This is a genomic window from Aureibaculum algae, assembly GCF_006065315.1.
Classification (GTDB): Bacteria; Bacteroidota; Bacteroidia; order Flavobacteriales; family Flavobacteriaceae; genus Aureibaculum; species Aureibaculum algae.
On record NZ_CP040749.1, the window covers coordinates 1,612,031 to 1,632,077 of the forward strand.

Here is a 20,047-nt window from a genome sequence, read left to right on the forward strand (position 1 = left end):
TTTTCATACTCAATTTTGAATATCTTGTTTTATTCTTCGGTCTTCCAATGTCAGACTTTTTTATTTTACTTATAATAAATATGTCCGAATTTATCTTCAAACGATAATTTCGGACTTTTTTGAAATACAGTTCTGTAGTTTTATTGTATAATTTTAAAAAAGAACTTTATGAAGTATTTAATTGTTGTTTTATTTCTTGTATTTCCATTATCGTTATTGTCTCAAAACAACGGCGAATCTTTTCATTTGAATTCAATGGCCATCTCTCCTGGGATTTATTTTGATAATAGTACATCTGGTCTGGTAATAAACGGAGAATTAAGTTTCGCTTACAAAAGTAATTTATTTACTTTTTCGGCTACCACGGGTAGCGAAGTGAATTTTTTTGATAATCACGATAATTTCTATTCTTTAAATTTATTATATGGTAGAGAGTTTTCTATGGGGCGTAAATTTATAATTGATGCACATGCTGGCATCGGATATTTTTCATTTAAATCAACTAGGTATCATTGGGAAGGTGATGAAAGTATATTGATTGATAGTCCAAGGAATACAATAGGTTTACCTGTATCTGCTAGAGTTAGGTATAAATTTAATGATCTTATTTCCTTAGGATTAAAATTTGAGGAGAATTTCAATTCGGTTAACTCTGTTTTTAATACTGGGATTATTGTACAATGGAATTTTAAAAAGCGGAAATAAAGAAACGATTATTTATTTTACTTAATATTTTCAATTAACTCCTATTCACAATCAGATAGTATGGTTAATTCAAGTAAAACTTCGTTTTTATTAGTTGAATATGGAAATAATGAAGTGAATTCAAAAACCCAAATTCATTTTGGAATTGGAGCTGAATATTCTTTAACAAAGAAAAGTAGTTTCACCATTAGAGTTAAATATTTTAAAACTGGAATTGACCATTTTGCAGCTGGTTATGGTAGTTTTTTTAGTATACCCTCCACGACTTTTTTGTATGAAGGGGAGGTTTTAAAAGTACCTATAAATTACAAATTTGGAGGTAAACTATTTTTTAATGGATTAAACTATTTTGTGGCTGCCGGTCCAGCCTTAAACATAACAGTAAAAGAAGAGGTAATCGAAGTTTATAATTTAACCGCTAGTAAGCATAAAACTTATTTTAATTTAAACACTTCTGTAGGTTTACTATATGATGTAAGTCCCAAGTTAGTAGTATCTCTTTCCCTTGAAACTTACCGTTTTGGGAATGAAAAAACAGAAGAAGTAGTAGGGTTCATTTTTTCATCAGGGCTGGAGACAGATGAGGGCTTGATAAATATTGGGGTACGGTTTAAATTATAAAAAGGTTGTCCGATATTATCCAAATTGGATGTTTACGGATTTTTATTAAATACAACTTACTAATTTTATAATGTAATTCTAAAATAAATATTATGAAGAATCTAAAAAAGTTTATGATGCTATTATTAGCACTTGTTTTGTTCACATCTGGCTCATGCAGTGATGATGAAGATTTTATGCTACCGACCATTACTCAAACTGGTGAAAATACTTTTGGCTGTTATATAGATGGTAAGCTGTTTTATCCTAGGGATGGCACTGGAACTTTAGACGGTTTCAGTGGAGCTAAGGGGTTGCAATTGACAGGTACAGGTACAGGTCCAAATTATATTTCTCATGATTTAGACGTAGGTAATTTTCAAGGTGGCAGACCTATCAATTTTTTTGTTTTACACGTTCACGATTTGGCACAAAATGAAGAAGGGGAATATTTATTTAAAGTATCTAATTTCGAAGATGGCATAGATAGTCCTGGTTACACACATTTATATGTCAGAGCCTATGACTATAGATCAGGTGGTTTTAAATGGTACGGTTCTACCGAAAATTCAGGATCAGTAATAATATCTAAATATGACATTGATAATAGAATTCTTTCGGGTACTTTTTCGGGTATTTTAACTGAAGAAGGTGGAACGAATACTGTAGAAATAACCGATGGACGCTTCGATATCAACTGGAGTACTTTACCTGACACAAAGTTTCCGTAAAAAAAAAAGGCAGTTGCTACCAACAACCGCCAATTCAATAGATCAATAAATCTTATTATTAATCATTTAAACATTACAAAATTATGAAAAAACAACTACTTCTCAGTATCGTATTTCTAATTGGGATAATATCAGAAGCACAAATTGTCCCAATTGATAAAAAAGAGAGCTTGGACCATCGGTTGTCAAACATTGACCTATCTTCTGTAAACTCTGGCATAATTTACGAACGTGTTACACCCTATGCCAATTTATATAATTTCAATAAATCAAAGGAATTTAACACAGCAACCAAAGAGTATATGGTACAAGCCATGAGTGAATTACATCGGGCAAGTAATCAAACTATGTTTGTGTCTGCAAACGGTTTAAAAGAACGCATCTACAATACCGTAGCTAAAAATGAAGTCGATATTGCCATACTAAATGCCGACTTTGACATATTGAATTATAACGAAAAAGAACCTAATAAAGGAGGATTGTTATTTGATGCAAATACCCAAAAATTTAGCCAGATAAAAGAGAAGCCCAGCTTTTTTCCTTTTCACACCACGGTTATAGCGGCTATGAAAAATAAAGTAGTTGGTAATAGTATTACCTTTAATATAAAAAATGACCTGTTTTTTAATAAAGCAAATGAAAATAAACAGATAAAAACCCTTAAAGCTGATTTTGGTAACGGTAAACAACATATCTTGATCAATGATTATAATCTAAAAAAGCAACAAATATCTATACTGTATAGACCATCGCAGGAAGGAGAGCTTACTATAATTTTTAATATTACCTATAAGGATAATAATGTTGTTACAACTAAGGCTAAATTAAAGCTAAAATACGCTTCTGGGCAGTTTAAGAAGTTAGCTAATGTAAACTGCGATACCGACAGATTAAAAGATGACCACTTTATTATTTCCGACTATTCATTTAAAGGTTATGAAGAATCATTCGCGTTTAATGGGAGGAGTGATTATCGTATTTTTTACGATAAAAATAATAACGATAAAGTATTAAATAAGCCCCTTATAATTATTGATGGCTTTGACCCTCAAGATAAAAGAAAAATACTGCGTTGCGATTATGATTTTTACAGGGAAGGAAAAGATAGGGCGGTTGAAGATGTAATGTTGTATTATGATAGTTTTGGAATAAGGAAGGAATTAATAGAAGAATTGAGATTAAAAGGATATGACGTTATCATCGTTAATAATACGAACTACTGTGTGCAGGTAGCAGCACCGCACGCCATACGCACGGACCTTTATGACGAAGAAAACAACCGCTGTACACAACCGGGTTGGAATCTTATTGATGGAGGTGCTGACTATATTGAGCGTAATGGTTTAAACTTGGTTAGTCTTATCCAACATATAAACACTGCCTTGGCCACCAATGGGAGTAATGAAGAGTTAGTTATTGTTGGTCCAAGTATGGGAGGACAAATAAGTCGTTATGCCTTGGCATACATGGAAAAGAATCAAATGCCACATAGGACGCGACTATGGGTAAGTGTAGATAGTCCACATCTAGGGGCTAACATACCGATGGGTGCCCAAGCTCTATTGAATTTATTAAAAGAAGATGGAAATGATAAAGCTACTGAATTTTATGAAAAACAATTGGGCTCGGTAGCAGCTAGACAACAACTAATTGAGTTTCATCAACAAAGTGGGGGGAATTATCATCTGGTCAATCAAGACAACTTGAATGGAAGAGTAGCTAGTCAGGGTTTTCCAAGTGATGATGGCTCGGAATTTTATCGTAACTATTATAATAACCTACAAAATAATGGTTTGGAAGGTTCGGATGGTTATCCACAAAACTTAAGGAAAATAGCTTTAGTAAATGGTTCGCTTACAGGTTCTAAAGACCTTAAAGATAACGCAACGGGAAACGTTTTTGGTGCGTACGACGCCAACAGTACACAGACTGTTAATATTAGAGGGTTCAATAAGGTATGTGTTATTGGGTGTTGGGATGTTCATACAGCAAGTATGGAATCTCATATAATGCCATATAATGGGGCGGATGAAAGAATTGCACGTTTTAAAAAAGGTTTTAATGATAGAACCACGCGTTCACCAAATATAAATTCAAGAGGCACTATGGATATTGTCCCTGGAGGCTTTTTTAATGCTTATGATGAAATACACACTGCTATAATGGGTGAATCTTTCGATGGGGATTGGGGTGTGAGTACTATGGGAATGAATTTAGGCTTTTATGTTAATGATTGGGGCATTGGATTATTCTTTGATGAGAAAACTACAAGATTGGAATCCATAAAAAATTCTAGATTTGGTTCTTTTATCCCGACTTTCTCAGCAATAGCACACAAAAATCCAAATCAGAATTGGAACAATCCATTAAATCGTAATCTTGTGTGTACAAATGAAACTTATTTTGACAGCTATTATGGTGAGGTTGAAAATACGCAGCACACCAGTTTTAATGATAAAAGCGTGGAGTGGTTCTTCAAAGAATTAGATAAAGTTCCTCAGCCACCAACCGTTTATTTAAAAAATAGTGATATCAGCGGAAACAATAATTTATGTGCCGGTGAAACGGAAACTTATACTATAGACCCTTGTAAAGTGTCAGGTACAATTAACTGGCAGGTATCATCACAATTACAAGTTATAAGCTCGACCAGTACAAGTGTAACGGTAAAGCCAGTTGGTTCACCAAATTCTTCAGGTGCTTATGTAAAAGCAGTTATGCCTTACACGAGTATTACAAAGAATATAGCTTTAAAAGTAATCTTACCTTTAGATATTCGGTTAAGAACGCCTAATACCAATGCTCCAATATATGTATTGTGCGATGCTCAACCCAACTATATTCAAGTAAAACATGATTTTGATGAAGATATAGACGATTGGCAATGGAATGTAAGCGGTGCAATCATAACCTATAATTCTAATGATTCAAATAACAATTCTGTTGTTAGTATTCGACCAATATCAAGCAATCCGATTATCAAGGTAAAAGCCCATAATGCCTGTGGATGGTCAGATTGGGTAGATTTGGGTGTTGGTGTTATGCCTTGCGGTAATAAAGCATTTTCTGTATATCCAAATCCTGTTTCTGATATATTGACAATTGAAAAAGTAAATACAATTGAAAAAGGTGCTATTTCATGGAGGCCTAAAGAGATGTATGCTTATGAAATCTATAATATAAGTAAAAAACAAATTGCTAAGGGTAAATTAGAAAATTTAACAGCAATTAATATTTCGGGATTTCGAACCGGGGTGTATATTTTAAAAATATTAAAAGGTAAGAATGAGGAAACACATCAAATTATTATCGATTAAGAACTCTAAAATAAGTGATTATTTAAAAACCGCTACAATCTTTGAAGCGGTTTTTTCTATTGGATTTGTATGTTTTTAAATGAATTTGGTATATCTTTAATGCTTATAATTAGGAGTTTTAATTTGTCGCTAACTTAGAAAGAAATAATTTATTATTCCTTGGTACCAATCAAAATATGCAATCCAACGGTTTTAACTTGTTGAACATACTTCTTATTGCCGGTGTCATTCAGGGATTTTTATTTAACATAATTACCTTTTTTAAAAATAAATTATCAAACAAAGCAATACTGTTTTTAAACCTGACAGTTTTTTTTCTTTCAGCTAATAATTTACAGGCATGGTTGATAAATAAGAATTTTATTTCCAGCAATTTTTATATAAAGTACATGCAAATTCCTTGGTACTTTTTTTTAGTACCCATGTTTTATTTGTTTTTGATCAATTACTTGAAATTTAACAAAAGGTATAAATTTTTCCTTGTATTTTCAATTGTTCTATTTGCAGTGGCCGTAATAACAAGACTAGTTTTATTGATCTATTTAAATACTCATGATTATAGCCAAGTATATATTGATGGTTTTATTAATCAATACAATTTAATTGAAGAGACCGTCATATTTGTATATAGTATTTCAATTTTTTATTATTCGGTTTATATCATTTTTACTTATAAAAAAGAACTTCTCTATATCTTAAATTTTGACAATTTGAATTGGATTAAGTTTTTTCTTTTTTTCTCTATGGGGTTGGTTTTATTGTGGATAATTGCTCTTTATAAGAGTCACGAACTTTCAAAATTTAATCCATCAAAATATTATGACCCTATAAGAATTAGTATATCGATTCTAATATATTGGTTGGGCTATCATGGTACTAATCAACTGCGATTTGTAAATAATAGAATATTCATTAGAAACCAAATAAGAAGCCGGATAGCTGTAAATCAACCTGTTAAAATACGTAATGAAGATGGTGTTGATGACAAAAAACAACAGGCTCAATTTATAGAAATCGATAGTTATATTAATAATACCAAAAAATTTACAGATGCAAAGTTGAGTTTAGAATCTTTAGCTGAAGAGTTAAAAATTAGCACAAGTTTTCTATCATCAATTATAAATAAAGGAAATAAAACCAGTTTTACCGATTATATCAATGATTATCGTGTAAATCAAGCAAAAGAACTTTTAAAAGATGTAGAGTATGCAAACTATAAAATATTAAGTATTGGAATGGAATCGGGTTTTAATTCTAAATCTACATTTTATTCGGCATTTAAAAAGCATACAGGTATAACCCCCGTGCAGTATAAAAAATCAGTGCTTAATTTTGATGAGCAATAATTAGCTCATCGGGAATTTTACTATCAATTTTAATCGTTTTTCCTTCTTTTGCCAATGTCACATTGTCAAAAACAGTTTCCGCTTCCTCTTTAAATAGATTGAGATCTTCATATCTACTAGAATAATGACCAAGTATCAATTGACCTACTTTTGCTTCTTTGGCTATTTTAGCTGCTTCTTCTGCAGTGGAGTGTTTCGTTCTAACAGCAGTTTCTTGTCTGTCTTTTAAAAAAGTTGATTCATGGTATAACAAATCAACCTTCTTTATTATTGAAGTTATCTCTGGTTTGTAAACGGTGTCGCTACAAAAAGCATAGCTGAGTGGTTTATTTGGGTTAAATGTAAGTTGCTCATTAGTTATTACTTGACCATCAGCTTTTACAAAATCTTTACCATATTTTAAATTCTGATAATCACAAATTTCAATTTCAGAATGTTTTTTAATGGCGTTCATGTTTAATTTTCTTTCACCAACTTTTTCTTTGAATAAATAGCCATTGGTATACACACGATGTTCTAATGGAATTGTATATACTTCCATTTTGTCATCTTCAAAAATGAGTTCACTATTAGGGCTATTAAGCTCATGAAATATTATCTCAAACTGAGGCCAAGAGTTACTGGTTTTCAATTGTAACATTATAATCTCTTTTAACCCAGTAGGGGCATAAATATGTAAATCATTTTTACGATTTAATAGCCCAAATGTTGAAATTAAGCCTATGAGTCCGAAAAAATGATCACCATGTAAATGAGAAATAAAGATATGACCAATGGTCGAAAATTTAATTTTATATTTTCGCAATTGCACCTGAGTTCCTTCACCACAATCAATTAAAAACCGTCTGTTATTAATTTCTAAATATTGTGATGTTGGATGTGCAAATGTTCTTGGTGTGGCTGAATGACAGCCTAATATGGTCAAACTAATGCTCACTTTATAACAATACGTTTAGATTTAATTTCAGTATTTGTCTTTAATGAATAGATGTAAATTCCCGAATCTAATTTGTCTCTATAGAAGGGAATTGAGTTCGCACCAACTTTTGTAGTATACTTTTGAGAATAAACTACGTTTCCTATTAGGTCTTTAACTGAAAATAATATTTCAAAAACAGCTGCTGCTTGAAATTTAATTTTAGTTGTAACGCTAAAAGGGTTGGGTGAGGCCACAATTTCTTTAAGAGCAGTCACCGAATCTTGGGTACCGCTATTTTTTTTCTGCTGTTGTGCTACAACCGCTGAAGAAAGTGAAACCAATAAAAGTAATAAAAGTAGTTTTTTAACCATAAGCTATTTAAAGTTTTATTTAATTATTCCCATTTTATATTAAAAACCTAAGTCCCGTTCAATATTTTCCATTTCTATAATATCAATACCTTCAACGAGTGTAGGCACAACAATAATTTCATCGGGGAAGTTATCTGCCTCAATTTCATTTAAAATAATAACAATAGACCTGCCATTATTTTTATGCTGTTTTACAATCGGCAAAAATAACAAGATATTTTCTTTATCTACCCCTTTAGACTTAGAAAAATCAAGAATGAGATTCTCATTTTTAAATTTAGCATAATTTTTTGAGAAATTCGAAAAAAAATCTAGAATTGATAATTTTTCATTTCTAATAACAGTCGCTATATCTGTTTTTTCTATAATCATTTTTTTATTTGTTGAGCTAATAAATAGATAACAGCCATGCGAATTGCAACACCATTTTCTACTTGATTTAAGATAATTGACTGGTCTGAATCAGCAACATCACTTGTAATTTCTACACCTCTGTTAATAGGTCCTGGATGCATTATTACAATTTTCTTGCCAAGACTATCTAGCAGTTGCTTATTTATGCCGAAAAGTTGTGTGTACTCTCTAATAGAAGGAAAGTATTTAATATCCATACGCTCATGCTGTACGCGTAAAACGTTAGCTACATCACACCATTCCAATGCCTTTTTTAAATTCGTCTCAACTTCTACACCTAAACTTGTAATATGTTTTGGTATTAATGTTGTGGGACCACAAACTTTTACTTGAGCTCCTTGTAATTGTAAGGCAAAAATATTTGATAAGGCGACTCTTGAGTGTAAAATATCACCAATAATGACTATTTTTTTACCTTTAACCGTGCCTAATTTTTCTTTTATAGAATAACTATCTAATAAGGCTTGTGTTGGATGTTCGTGAGCACCATCACCGGCATTTATAATTCGAGCATCAACATGTTTCGATAAAAATACACCTGCACCAACATTGGGATGCCGCATAACAACAATATCAACTTTCATGGAAAGAATGTTGTTTACAGTGTCAATAAGAGTTTCTCCTTTTTTTACTGAAGATTGACTGGCTGAAAAGTTAATTATATCTGCAGAAAGCCTTTTCTCGGCAAGTTCAAAAGATAATTTAGTTCGTGTACTGTTTTCAAAAAACAAGTTGGCAATCGTAATATCTCGCAGTGAAGGAACTTTTTTAATGGGTCTATTTATGACTTCTTTAAAATGGTCTGCTGTTTCAAAAATTAGATTAATATCTTCATTTTTGAGATATTTGATTCCTAATAAATGCTCTGTGCTTAACGCTTTCATTTTAATTATTGCTTAATAAGTAAACGGCATCTTTTTTATCATTTTCGAGCCAAGATACTTTTACTTTTTCTGAATTAATAACATCTACTTGTCTTCCTTTATAGTTAGGTTGTATGGGTAAATGTCTACTAAATCTTCTGTCTATTAATACTAACAATTCTATAGATTCTGGTCGTCCAAATGACTGCAGAGCCGTTAATGCTGATCGCACACTTCTACCTGAAAACAAAACATCATCGATAATAACCACATTTTTGTCCTCAACAATAAAGTCAATAGTTGTATTACTAGCAGCCAAAGGTTCATCTCTACGTCTAAAATCATCACGATAAAAAGTAATATCTAGCTGTCCCAGTTTAATATTAGAGATGTTATAATCATTCTGTAAAATTTCTTTTAATCTCTTGGCAAGAAAAATACCCCTTGGTTGCAAACCAATTAATACTGTGTCCTTAAAATCGTTATGATTTTCAATGAGCTGACAGGCCAAGCGATGTAGGATGATGTGAATATCTTTTGCGTTAAGTAATGTCTTCTTTGCCATTAGAGCAGTGCGAGCCTTTGATTGTAGCACAAAAATACATTTTTTTTTAATAAAAAAAACGGTTTATAACGTGTTAATTAATTTGTTAACAACATTTAGGCTCTACGCCTGATAAAAAAAGAGTTTGGAGTAATTTTAAATTCATAAGAAAACCTGATTATATGCACGCATTTCAAAATGATGATGATGAAATTCCATTATCAAAATTTGAATCAATGTTGAAAACAAATAGCGTATATTTTTTCGATTCAACTGAATTTGAAGAAATTATTATACACTATATGAATGTTGGTAAGATGTCATTGGCTAAAAAGGCTTTAGATTTAGGGTTGAGACAACATCCTGATTCTGTAGCTTTAAAATTGGCCTTTGTTGAGGTGCTCTTATATGAAGATAAAATTAATAGGGCAGAAGAGTTATTAATTGAATTGGAAGAAATTGAGCCTTTAAACGATCAAGTTTTTCTTCATAAAGCCAGTTTGTTGTCTAAAAAAGACAAGCATATAGATGCTATCTTGGCGTTGAATCAAGCACTTTTATATACCGAAGATGAAGCTGATGTTTATTCTATGATAGGCATGGAGTATTTGTATATGGAAGATTTTGATACAGCTCGATTAAATTTTGCCAAATGTTTGGAAGTTGAATTTGATGACTATTCAGCTTTATATAATGTAATTTATTGTTTTGATATGCTAGATCAGCATAAAGAAGCTATTGATTATTTACTAAATTATATAGAGAAAGATCCGTATAGTGAAATCGCTTGGCATCAGTTAGGTCGCCAGTACTTTATGATGGATAATTTTTCAGAGGCACTAAGTGCATTTGATTATTCTATTTTAATTGACGAATATTTTATCGGAGCCTATCTGGAAAAAGCAAAAACGCTTGAGGAATTAGGAAGGTTTGAAGAAGCTATAGCCAATTATCAATTGACGATTAGCTTGGATGATGGTACATCATTTGCGTATCTTAGAATTGCCAATTGCTATGAGCAAATGGGGGTTACCAAACAAGCACTTAAATATTACAATATAACGGTAAAGGAAGATCCTTTGTTAGATAAAGGATGGCTTGCCCTTACCAATTTATATGTTAAAAATAAGAATTACCAAAAGGCACTTTATTTTATTAATAAAGCATTATTAATAGATGAGGATAATTCAATTTATTGGATGCGTTATGCTGAGATAAATCTAAAATTAAATTTTTACGAAGAGGCAACAAAAGGCTTTCAGAAATGTTTAGATTTAGAAGACTATACCTTAGATATTTTTATAGCCTTAGCAGATATATTACAATTTATTGGCGATTTTGATGATGCTATTGCAGTGTTATTGAGGGCTAAAAAATTATATGAGGATTTTGCTGAGATTGAATATCGTTTGGCAGGATTACTTATCCTAAGTCAAAAAGAAAATGAGGGCTTAGCATTACTTAAGGCGGCCTTAAAAATTGATTATGATTATCATCATATTATTAAAGAATTGTATCCTTCCGTATATGATTTAGAAGCTGTTCGGGTTTTAATAGCAACTTCTTAACGTTTCGAATAATAAATAGTCCATTTTCCAATCACTTTTTTAGAGTTGTAGCTATTTTCCAACCAAAGTAACTTTTCTGGTAATTGTTTTTTATAGACTAACAATACTGTTGGGTTTTTAGTAATTTCATGTAAACTATTGAACTCATCAGGATTTTGCAGGTTGATAAGGTGTTTTTTCCAATTTAAATCTTCTTCAAATTGGGTTTCTCTATTTAAAGATTCGTCACCATCGTATAAAGAAATAATAGATTTATTCAAGCCAAATGCAATAGCTGATTTTCTTGTATTATAAACTAAAATGGCTCTGTCATTTAAATTTTCTTGAAGTATAAAATCCGTTATAGGTCTGGTACCATTTACTTTTAACTCATTTTTAGAAAATATAACAGAGCTACTTATCAGTAGTAATAAAGCAATCAACAAGGAAGTGAATATAGGTTTCGATTTTATTTCTAATACTTTAGAAGTATAGATAGTAATAATTAGTATTAAAATGACGGCACTAGCAATGGCTAAATAAAGCGGAAAATCAATACCAAAATCAATAAATGGAGCAATGATAAACGCTAAGGTGATGAGACTAGAAAACCCCAAAATAATTCCGTTTACAACTTTAACTTTTCCTATTTCAATTTTTGAAAATAAATGAGCTGTTAGAATAGCAATTAAACTATATAATGGCAGTATATATAAAATACGTTTTGAAGAGGATATTGAAAAGAATATCAACGGTATAAGCACTGCAATTAACAAGGCAAAATGCAATGTTTTGAATTTAAATAGGCTCTTTTGGTCTTTTAATAAATAGAGTAGAGCTAAAAACCAAGGTAATCCCACTACTGGAGCAAAAGCTAAGAAATACCAAAACGGTTCGGTTCTTCCAAAGGCATTTTTAGAGAACCGATCAGCCGTTTGTTTCCCTAAAAAATAATCTACAAAAGCTGGGTTTTGAAGACCTAAATAGATAAACCATGAAGATGCAATACCTAGAAATAAGGTCCATGCTAATATATGATGTATAGAAAATTTTCGCTTTGCTTTTTCTGTACGATTGTAAAATATAATAAAGAGTACAGGGACGATAAATATAACAGGGCCTTTCGTTAAAAAACCTAAAGCTAAACTTATGGTGAAAATATACAACCATTTTAAAAATCCCGTTTTACGATATTTCACCCAACTGTAAATACTCAATAAGGCAAAAGTGGCTAAAAAAGCATCCGTAGTCAAGTTTCGTGAGGAAATTAAAACCAAAGGAAACGTAAAATAAATAATAGAGGCCCACAAGGCCGTTTTTTTAGTATTGAAAAGTAAAAGGGTCAATTTATAGACTAATAAAATTTGCAATAAAACAGCCAACTGCAAAAAGAACCGTGCTCCAAAAGGATTAACACCAAATATTTCATAACCCAATGCCGTAATTTGATAGGTAAAAGGAGGTTTATGATAATGATGAACATCTAATAAATTAGGATGAACATAATCTCCTGTGGCATACATTGCTCTGCCAATTTCTGCGTATCTAGCATCGCTGCTTTCTAGGACACCATATGAACCCACATTAATAAAAAGGGCAACAGCAGCAATGATTATAAATATGTTGAAATTAAAATTATTTTTCATTTACATGTAATTTAATTAACCTTCTAAAAATGAATTACCCAAAAAGGATTTTTATTTATCTTGCTTTAGCAGTAAAAAAATATTTCTACTATAAATGACAAACCCAAATAATTGGCCAATAAACAAAACAGGGTCTCTTCTAATAATGGCATAACTTAAAATCATTAAAGAACCTAATAGGCTTAAAAGCCAAAAACCAAAAGGGAGTGTTGATTCTTTTTTACGCTCAGAATAGATCCATTGATATACAAAACGTAGCGTGAAAATTATTTGTCCTACGCTTCCCCATATTAATAAGTTAAGAGGAATATCTTCATTTCTAAATAAACGTTCTATATCTATTTGATCATTGTTAAATGAATAAACAGCAATTAAAAAAGGAAAAGCAAATAAAAAACCACGTAAAAAAATTGGTAATTTTTTCCAAGAACCTTGCAATTGCATATTTCTGATGTAAATAAAATAGGTTAAAGATTGTCCGAGCATAATTGCAAAATCATCTCGTAACCAGCCATAAATAAACAATAAAAAAGAAGCAATTAAACTTAATTGCCAAAACAGTTCAGGTGTTAATACTTTTTTTACTTTTTCAGATTGAATCCATTGTAATAACAATCGAGCTGAAAATAAAATTTGAGCAGCAAAACCTATTATGTAAACGAAGTACTTATATGAAAGCCAATCGCTCATGAACCAATTTTTGACTTTTCTATGGTATAATTAATATACCTTCTACGCATCCATCTGTATCCGAAAGTATCACGAAGTGCTTTGAAAGAACGGTTAAAAATATTGAATTTAGATTGACCTGCAATACGCTCAAAATGCTGTACTTTAATTTGTTTTATTTTACCATCTTGTAGCAGTATTAATGCGGGTATAAAACGATGCATTCCTTTAAAAAACGGAATTCTTTTAGCAGATTCAGTATGGATTACTTTTAGAGGACAACCTGTATCTGTAATACCGTCATTAATTAAACCACGTCTAATACTATTGGCAATTAACGATTGTATTTTTTTATTTAAGGTATCTTTTCTTTTACCTCGAAACCCAATAACAGCTTGGTAATTATCAATATCTTCTAACAAGATATCAAAATCGTATGGTGTAGTCTGAAGGTCAGCATCAATATAACCAATTAACTGGGTGTCAATATGATCTATACCTGCCTTAATTGCAGCACTGAGTCCGCAATTTTCCTTAAATTTAAGGAATTCAAAATCAGGGTTGTCAGTACATATTTCGACAATTTTATCGAAACTTTTATCTGTTGATCCATCATCAATAAAGAGAACTTTACTTTTGGTTTTACTTTTTGAAAAATAATCAGTAAACGTGCTGAATATCCTATCTAAATTGTCAATTTCATTAAAAACGGGAATGATAATAGTCATTCTATACTCCATAGGCTTATTGATTTAGATAGTGGACTGGTTTAATCCAGTTAGATTTTGCAAATGTACAAATATTTAAAAAATGAAATAACAGGACTTCTGAAAAAATAGCTCCAAACAATTTAACTATATTTGGGGCTAATTTTTATTATTTATGCAAAGGAGTCTAAGAGAATATATTGCAATTACTTTAAAAGGAATTGCTATGGGGGCCGCGGATGTTGTGCCAGGAGTATCGGGTGGTACCATTGCTTTTATATCTGGTATTTATGAAGAGTTGTTAGATACTATTAGTAGTATAAATTTGAATGCATTAAAAATTTTAAAAAAAGAAGGCGTAAAAGCTGCATGGAAGGCGATAAATGGAAATTTTTTATTTGCACTTTTGTTGGGAATAGGAATTAGTATTCTATCTTTAGCTAAACTCATAAAATATTTACTAATTAATGAACCCGTTTTATTATGGGCCTTCTTTTTCGGTTTGGTATTGGCATCTGTGTTTTTTGTTGGAAAACAAATTCAAGAATGGAATATTTTAAAAGTGGCAGTTTTATTTTTGGGTACAGCTATCGGTTATTATATTACAATTTTGCCACCTGTTGCCGCTCATGACACCTCTACTTGGTTTTTATTTATGTCAGGTGCTTTGGCTATTTGTGCGATGATATTACCTGGTATTTCGGGAGGATTTATTCTTCTGTTACTTGGTGCTTATAAGCCCGTAATAACGGCTATTGATGAACGAGACTTTAAAACGCTTTTTACAGTTGCTGTAGGTGCTATTGTTGGTTTGTTAGCCTTTTCAAGAGTATTAAAATGGCTGTTTGATAAATATAGAAACGTTACCTTGGCATTGTTAACAGGATTTATTGCAGGTTCCTTAAATAAAATTTGGCCTTGGAAAGAAATTCTTTCATGGCGTACAAACTCTCATGGCGAGGAAGTTCCTTTTATGGAAGAAAGTATTTCACCATTCAATTATGGCGGAAATCCTGAGATTGTTTGGGCATGCTTGTTGGCAATTTTAGGTATTGTAGTAATTTACGGATTAGAAAAATTTTCAAAAGTGAAAGTCGCATAATATGTCTAGAGAGCGTACCATTTCGGATAGGTTTTTCCTTTTTTTGAAAGGGTTGGCAATGGGTGCGGCAAATAAAGTACCAGGTGTTTCTGGGGGTATAGTAGCTTTTGTCGGTGGTTTTTATGAAGAGTTAATTTACTCATTACAAAAGGTTAATGGAAAAGCGTTTAAATTATTGTTAAACGGACGTTTTAAAAGTTTTTATAAATATACCAATGCACAATTCTTAATCTTAATTTTTTCGGGTAGTATTTTTAGTTATTTTACGGTTTCTCAAGTACTTGATTATTTTATAAAAAATTACGAGTTGTTCGTATGGAGTTCTTTTTTTGGAATGATAATAGGCTCTATATATTATATCAGTAAGCAATTCAAAGACTGGTCAACAAAAAATATTATAGGAATATTTTTCGGAATTTCAGTGGGAATCGCCATTAGCTTTATGAGCCCAGCAAAGGAAAACGACAATTTGTTTTTTGTGTTTTTTTGTGGGATAATTGGTGTGACAGGAATGACTTTACCAGGATTGTCAGGCTCATTTATTTTGATATTGTTAGGGAACTATGTACTGCTGTTGGTGGATTCCGTTAATATGTTATACAAAACCATTATTGATCTTTTTCAAGGTGATTTTCAATTTTTAAAAGATGTAGTTAGAATACGCTATTTAAAAATTGTAGGCGTTTTTGGAGCTGGTTCTGTCTTTGGCTTAGTGTTTACCTCTCAAATTTTGGCTTACGTATTAAAACGATGGCATCAATTGGTAACTGCTGTAATTATTGGGTTTATCAGTGGTTCTTTGGGCATAGTTTGGCCATGGAAACGTGCAGTGTATAAGTTAGATAATGGTAATTTTTTACTTGATTCTAAAGGACATAAAGTAATAGAAAACTACAAACGATTTATTCCAGATTTTACAGAAACAGAAACATGGTTGGCCATTACTTTTATGTTATTGGGAATCGGAATTGTTTTAATAATTGATTTTTATGGAAAAAATGCTAAAAAAAAGAAAATTCGGATTGATAGGTAAAGACATTTCCTATTCCTTTTCGAGACATTATTTTACTAAAAAATTTAAGGAATTAAATTTGGTCAATCACGAATATGGTAATTTTGATTTTCAAAATATTAATGAGTTTTCGGAAATCAATTTGAAAGAAGTTGCAGGTTTTAATGTGACAATTCCCTATAAAGAAAAAATAATTGCTTTTTTGGATAAAATAGATGCTGTTGCAGAAGAAATAGGAGCAGTGAATACAATTAAAATAACTAATGATCATAAATTGATTGGATTCAATACGGATTATTATGGCTTTCAAGAGTCTATAAAGCCTTGGATACAATCTCATCATAAAAAGGCCTTGGTATTAGGTACTGGAGGGGCGTCAAAAGCCATATTATATGTGTTAAAAAAATTAAATATTGAATATACAGTAGTGTCTCGTACGCCTATAGCTGGTCAAATTTCGTATGATCAAATTACAAAGGAAGTGATGCGTGATTATACTGTGATCGTAAACAGTACACCTTTAGGAACATTTCCTGACGTAGATAAATGTCCCACTATTCCTTATGAATACCTTACAGACAAGCATCTGTTGTTTGATCTAATTTACAATCCTGACAAAACTACTTTTTTAGCAAAAGGAGAGAAAAAAGGAGCTAAAATTGTAAATGGATCTAAAATGCTTGAGTTACAAGCTGAAAAAGCATGGGAGATCTGGAACTTATAGGTTCACTGTGCTTTACGCAACCAAACAAAAAATATTGTATCTAAATATATAAATAGGTTTGCATTTTGTCAATCCTATTACTATCTTTAAAAACTTTTAGTTTTAAAAGTGGAACCCTTAAACATTAAAATAATGTTAGACGATAAATCAAATAGTACAGAAGACGAAAAATCAACGGAAAAAGAAATCGAGGCAATTACAGAAAATGTAGAGCATTTGAAAAAAGAAGGCGTTGACGAAGCGATTTCTGAAAAGGAAGTTGAAAAAACAGAAAGCCCAATAGTTGTTGAAGAAAAAACGGAGCCGATAGAAGTTGACGATAAAAAGGCAGAAACTGAACAAGTGAAAACTGAAGTTTCAGAAGAAGAAACTGTTTCAGAAGAAGAGATCGTAGTTTCTAAAACAACAAAAGATAAGACTGAGGACGAAGAAATAGTAAGTTTTGATACGTTAGATTTAGAGCAACTGGTTAAAGAGCTTCAAAAACTATTAAAGACTGATAATATAACAAGCATCAAAACAGATGTTGATACCATAAAAAAGAATTTCAATAAAAAATTTGGTCAACTATTGGCTGAAAAGAAAGAAGCTTTTATCGCTGAAGGAGGTAATGAGATTGATTTCTATTATAGTACACCCATAAAATCTGCATACAATGATTTACTTTTTGAGTATAAAACAAAAAGAGAAGCATTCTATGCTGAAAAAGCCAGTGAACAAAAAGACAATTTAACAAAACGATTGACTTTAATTGAAGATTTAAAAGAACTTATTGATAATGCAGAGCCATCTACTATGTATGCTCATTTTAAGGAACTTCAAGAAAAATGGCGTGGTGTAGGTAGAATTCCTAGTGCTCAATACAATGATACTTGGCGTACTTACGAACATCATGTTGAGCGATTTTATGATTTGTTACATTTAAGTAATGATTTAAGAGATCTTGATTTTAAGCATAATTTAGAAGAAAAATTGAAATTAGCGGAAAGGTCTGAGCAATTAGCAGAAATGACAGATTTAAATGCGGCTTTTAAAGAATTACAAGTGTTACATAGATTATGGAAGGAAGAAGTAGGGCCAGTTGCTAGAGAACATCGAGAAGAAATTTGGGATCGATTTAGTAATGCCACTAAAAAGATTCATGAGAAAAGACACGAGCATCAAAAGGTCTTAGAATCTAAGTATGAGGAGAATGTAGATAAGAAAAGAGAAGTTATAGAGAAAATTTCTAATCTAATAGAAGATAGTAGTAATACTTCTCATAAGTATTGGCAGCAAAAGATAAAAGAATTAGAGGAATTAAGACAGCAGTTTTTTAAAATAGGTAAGGTTCCAAGAAATGTAAATGACAAGATCTGGAATGAATTTAAAGATTCAACTAGAAAATTTAATAAGCTTAAGAATGGCTATTATAAAAATATAAAGAACGAACAAAATAGTAACCTAGAAAAAAAGAATGCTTTAGTAGCGAAGGCAGAATCATTTAAAGATAGTGAAGATTTTGACGCCACCACTGAAGTTATGAAAGAGATTCAAGCAGAATGGAAAACGATTGGTCATGTGCCAAGAAAATTTTCTGATAAAATCTGGAAACAATTTAAAGATGCCTGTAATCATTATTTTGACAGATTACATGGTAAGCAAGACGAGGCAAATAAAGAGCAAATAGAAGCTTTTAATAAAAAGAAAGAAATGCTTGATAACCTTAAAAGTCAAGCCGATGAAAATGAAGTAGTAAGCTTAGAGGTTATTAACTCTTATATTGATGATTGGAATAAGTTAGAAAGTTTACCACATAATATGCATCATATTGAAGTGAAATTTAATAAAACATTAAATTCACTTTATGGGAAGTTAGACCTAGATGAGAAAGAGATTGCCATGTTAAAGTTTAAGAATATGGTGAATAGTTATGTAGAAACAAACAATTATAGAAAACTTGACAGTGAGCAGCTTTTTGTAAGAAAGAAAATAGATGAAGTTACTAGAGAAATTCAGCAATTAGAGAATAATATGGGCTTCTTCGCAAATACAAATGCGGACAATCCACTTTTAAAAGGAGTTCAGAATAATATTGAAAACTATAATAATCAATTAGAAATCTGGAAAACTAAATTAAATTATATAACCAGTCTAGATTATTAGTCGAACTTATCTAATTCTTTTTTTACATATTTTATTACGGTACTTATGTTAACAGTATCCAGTACATGATTACTTATTTTCTCATTAGCAGATATTTGAGAGTTTATCAAATTTAATAACAGGTTGTCTTTTAGTTTTTGTCTGACAATTACTGTATCTGCTAGATTATTTCTATCGATTAAAAACGCTGAAAGAATATAAGGGCGAACATTATTATAAATAAAGGCCTTATGTGATTTTGAAAAGGCATCAAAGGAGTCATAACCTGCTTCATATCATCCCGTTAAAGCACCTCTTGTGGTGTCACTGGATATGGTGTTTAAATTGCCACCTGATTTTAAGTTGATGTATGCAGAGTTCATTTTTGCATGATAGAATTCACTATCAAGGTAAATAGCTAATGAATCTAAGTGAATCGCTTCTTTTGTAGTAACCTGAGTAAGATAATCGATACTGTGTTTTAAATGATTTTTCCACATTACCATGATGTGTTTTTCAGTTTGCAAATCATTATAAACTGCCTTCAAAACCTTATTTACTTCTTGCTTCTCTTTTCTGTTTTCATTCTAGTTATTTAAATTAACAGCAATAAAAATTCCTAATACCACGATAAAAATTTCACCTAAAATATAGGTTATTGTTTTTGGAATATTTTTTCTAAAAAATTTAGGCATTAACTCATTTT

General features: G+C 31.2%; 19 protein-coding genes. 10 read left to right on the forward strand and 9 right to left on the reverse strand.

Annotated features, from left to right (window positions below; genetic code table 11):
• The first annotated feature begins 168 nt into the window (after positions 1-168).
• The 5 genes from FF125_RS06505 to FF125_RS21860 all read left to right on the forward strand — a co-directional run bounded on the left by FF125_RS06505 (position 169) and on the right by FF125_RS21860 (position 6,699).
• A complete protein-coding gene (locus FF125_RS06505; RefSeq protein ID WP_138949002.1) occupies positions 169-705 on the forward strand; it encodes a hypothetical protein in 537 nt (178 codons plus the stop codon).
• Between the two features lie 60 nt (positions 706-765).
• A complete protein-coding gene (locus tag FF125_RS06510; RefSeq protein WP_138949003.1) occupies positions 766-1,326 on the forward strand; it encodes a hypothetical protein in 561 nt (186 codons plus the stop codon).
• 92 nt (positions 1,327-1,418) lie between these two features.
• Complete coding sequence (locus tag FF125_RS06515) at positions 1,419-2,036, forward strand: hypothetical protein (protein WP_138949004.1); 618 nt, start codon at positions 1,419-1,421, stop codon at positions 2,034-2,036.
• 83 nt (positions 2,037-2,119) lie between these two features.
• On the forward strand, positions 2,120-5,353 hold the full coding sequence (locus FF125_RS06520) for a T9SS type A sorting domain-containing protein (protein WP_138949005.1): 3,234 nt from the start codon (positions 2,120-2,122) through the stop codon (positions 5,351-5,353).
• Between the two features lie 710 nt (positions 5,354-6,063).
• Positions 6,064-6,699 (forward strand): helix-turn-helix domain-containing protein, encoded by a 636-nt coding sequence (locus FF125_RS21860; protein ID WP_175418878.1) that lies wholly within the window; start codon positions 6,064-6,066, stop codon positions 6,697-6,699.
• Here the strand turns inward: FF125_RS21860 and FF125_RS06530 are convergent.
• From FF125_RS06530 to pyrR, 5 genes are read right to left on the reverse strand one after another with little or no spacing between them, the layout of a single operon-like run.
• Complete coding sequence (locus FF125_RS06530) at positions 6,680-7,630, reverse strand: ribonuclease Z (protein ID WP_138952439.1); 951 nt, start codon at positions 7,628-7,630, stop codon at positions 6,680-6,682. The genes FF125_RS21860 and FF125_RS06530 overlap by 20 nt on opposite strands.
• Positions 7,631-7,632: 2 nt before the next feature.
• On the reverse strand, positions 7,633-7,989 hold the full coding sequence (locus FF125_RS06535; protein WP_138949007.1) for a T9SS type A sorting domain-containing protein: 357 nt from the start codon (positions 7,987-7,989) through the stop codon (positions 7,633-7,635).
• A gap of 39 nt (positions 7,990-8,028) precedes the next feature.
• Complete coding sequence (locus FF125_RS06540) at positions 8,029-8,361, reverse strand: ribonuclease Z (protein ID WP_138949008.1); 333 nt, start codon at positions 8,359-8,361, stop codon at positions 8,029-8,031.
• Positions 8,358-9,287, reverse strand: a complete 930-nt coding sequence (locus tag FF125_RS06545) for an aspartate carbamoyltransferase catalytic subunit (RefSeq protein WP_138949009.1) — start codon at positions 9,285-9,287, stop codon at positions 8,358-8,360. The genes FF125_RS06540 and FF125_RS06545 overlap by 4 nt, the downstream gene beginning before the upstream one ends.
• A 1-nt stretch (position 9,288) precedes the next feature.
• Complete coding sequence (gene pyrR / locus FF125_RS06550; RefSeq protein ID WP_117884433.1) at positions 9,289-9,831, reverse strand: bifunctional pyr operon transcriptional regulator/uracil phosphoribosyltransferase PyrR; 543 nt, start codon at positions 9,829-9,831, stop codon at positions 9,289-9,291.
• Between the two features lie 161 nt (positions 9,832-9,992).
• Between pyrR and FF125_RS06555 the strand changes: the two genes are divergently transcribed.
• Positions 9,993-11,378: a tetratricopeptide repeat protein gene (locus FF125_RS06555; protein ID WP_250629698.1), complete on the forward strand. Its 1,386-nt coding sequence runs from the start codon at positions 9,993-9,995 to the stop codon at positions 11,376-11,378.
• Here FF125_RS06555 and FF125_RS06560 read toward each other — a convergent pair.
• From FF125_RS06560 to FF125_RS06570, 3 genes are read right to left on the reverse strand one after another with little or no spacing between them, the layout of a single operon-like run.
• Positions 11,375-13,003 carry an ArnT family glycosyltransferase gene (locus FF125_RS06560; RefSeq protein ID WP_138949010.1) on the reverse strand — a complete coding sequence of 543 codons (1,629 nt, stop codon included), beginning with the start codon at positions 13,001-13,003 and terminating at the stop codon, positions 11,375-11,377. The two genes, FF125_RS06555 and FF125_RS06560, sit on opposite strands and share 4 nt — an antisense overlap.
• Before the next feature lie 51 nt (positions 13,004-13,054).
• On the reverse strand, positions 13,055-13,693 hold the full coding sequence (locus FF125_RS06565; protein ID WP_138949011.1) for a lipid-A-disaccharide synthase N-terminal domain-containing protein: 639 nt from the start codon (positions 13,691-13,693) through the stop codon (positions 13,055-13,057).
• On the reverse strand, positions 13,690-14,412 hold the full coding sequence (locus tag FF125_RS06570) for a glycosyltransferase family 2 protein (RefSeq protein ID WP_117884439.1): 723 nt from the start codon (positions 14,410-14,412) through the stop codon (positions 13,690-13,692). The genes FF125_RS06565 and FF125_RS06570 overlap by 4 nt, the downstream gene beginning before the upstream one ends.
• 142 nt (positions 14,413-14,554) lie before the next feature.
• On the opposite strand from FF125_RS06570, the gene FF125_RS06575 reads away from it, so the two are divergent.
• The 4 genes from FF125_RS06575 to FF125_RS06590 all read left to right on the forward strand — a co-directional run bounded on the left by FF125_RS06575 (position 14,555) and on the right by FF125_RS06590 (position 19,362).
• A complete protein-coding gene (locus FF125_RS06575) occupies positions 14,555-15,481 on the forward strand; it encodes a DUF368 domain-containing protein (RefSeq protein WP_138949012.1) in 927 nt (308 codons plus the stop codon).
• Position 15,482: 1 nt separating this feature from the next.
• Positions 15,483-16,514: a DUF368 domain-containing protein gene (locus tag FF125_RS06580; RefSeq protein ID WP_138949013.1), complete on the forward strand. Its 1,032-nt coding sequence runs from the start codon at positions 15,483-15,485 to the stop codon at positions 16,512-16,514.
• Complete coding sequence (locus FF125_RS06585; protein ID WP_138949014.1) at positions 16,471-17,217, forward strand: shikimate dehydrogenase family protein; 747 nt, start codon at positions 16,471-16,473, stop codon at positions 17,215-17,217. The genes FF125_RS06580 and FF125_RS06585 overlap by 44 nt, the downstream gene beginning before the upstream one ends.
• A 132-nt stretch (positions 17,218-17,349) precedes the next feature.
• Positions 17,350-19,362: a DUF349 domain-containing protein gene (locus FF125_RS06590; RefSeq protein ID WP_138949015.1), complete on the forward strand. Its 2,013-nt coding sequence runs from the start codon at positions 17,350-17,352 to the stop codon at positions 19,360-19,362.
• A gap of 275 nt (positions 19,363-19,637) precedes the next feature.
• On the opposite strand, the gene FF125_RS06595 is transcribed toward FF125_RS06590, so the two are convergent.
• A complete protein-coding gene (locus FF125_RS06595; protein ID WP_138949016.1) occupies positions 19,638-19,889 on the reverse strand; it encodes a hypothetical protein in 252 nt (83 codons plus the stop codon).
• Positions 19,890-20,047: the final 158 nt, after the last annotated feature.

Excerpts from the sequence above, each read along its gene's own strand:
- FF125_RS06505 (WP_138949002.1), top strand. The coding sequence starts at position 169 with ATGAAGTATTTAATTGTTGTTTTATTTCTTGTATTTCCATTATCGTTA.
- FF125_RS06510 (WP_138949003.1), top strand. The coding sequence starts at position 766 with ATGGTTAATTCAAGTAAAACTTCGTTTTTATTAGTTGAATATGGAAAT.
- FF125_RS06515 (WP_138949004.1), top strand. The coding sequence starts at position 1,419 with ATGAAGAATCTAAAAAAGTTTATGATGCTATTATTAGCACTTGTTTTG.
- FF125_RS06520 (WP_138949005.1), top strand. The coding sequence starts at position 2,120 with ATGAAAAAACAACTACTTCTCAGTATCGTATTTCTAATTGGGATAATA.
- FF125_RS06535 (WP_138949007.1), bottom strand. The coding sequence starts at position 7,989 with ATGGTTAAAAAACTACTTTTATTACTTTTATTGGTTTCACTTTCTTCA.
- FF125_RS06540 (WP_138949008.1), bottom strand. The coding sequence starts at position 8,361 with ATGATTATAGAAAAAACAGATATAGCGACTGTTATTAGAAATGAAAAA.
- FF125_RS06545 (WP_138949009.1), bottom strand. The coding sequence starts at position 9,287 with ATGAAAGCGTTAAGCACAGAGCATTTATTAGGAATCAAATATCTCAAA.
- pyrR (WP_117884433.1), bottom strand. The coding sequence starts at position 9,831 with ATGGCAAAGAAGACATTACTTAACGCAAAAGATATTCACATCATCCTA.
- FF125_RS06555 (WP_250629698.1), top strand. The coding sequence starts at position 9,993 with ATGCACGCATTTCAAAATGATGATGATGAAATTCCATTATCAAAATTT.
- FF125_RS06560 (WP_138949010.1), bottom strand. The coding sequence starts at position 13,003 with ATGAAAAATAATTTTAATTTCAACATATTTATAATCATTGCTGCTGTT.
- FF125_RS06565 (WP_138949011.1), bottom strand. The coding sequence starts at position 13,693 with ATGAGCGATTGGCTTTCATATAAGTACTTCGTTTACATAATAGGTTTT.
- FF125_RS06570 (WP_117884439.1), bottom strand. The coding sequence starts at position 14,412 with ATGGAGTATAGAATGACTATTATCATTCCCGTTTTTAATGAAATTGAC.
- FF125_RS06575 (WP_138949012.1), top strand. The coding sequence starts at position 14,555 with ATGCAAAGGAGTCTAAGAGAATATATTGCAATTACTTTAAAAGGAATT.
- FF125_RS06580 (WP_138949013.1), top strand. The coding sequence starts at position 15,483 with ATGTCTAGAGAGCGTACCATTTCGGATAGGTTTTTCCTTTTTTTGAAA.
- FF125_RS06585 (WP_138949014.1), top strand. The coding sequence starts at position 16,471 with ATGGAAAAAATGCTAAAAAAAAGAAAATTCGGATTGATAGGTAAAGAC.
- FF125_RS06590 (WP_138949015.1), top strand. The coding sequence starts at position 17,350 with ATGTTAGACGATAAATCAAATAGTACAGAAGACGAAAAATCAACGGAA.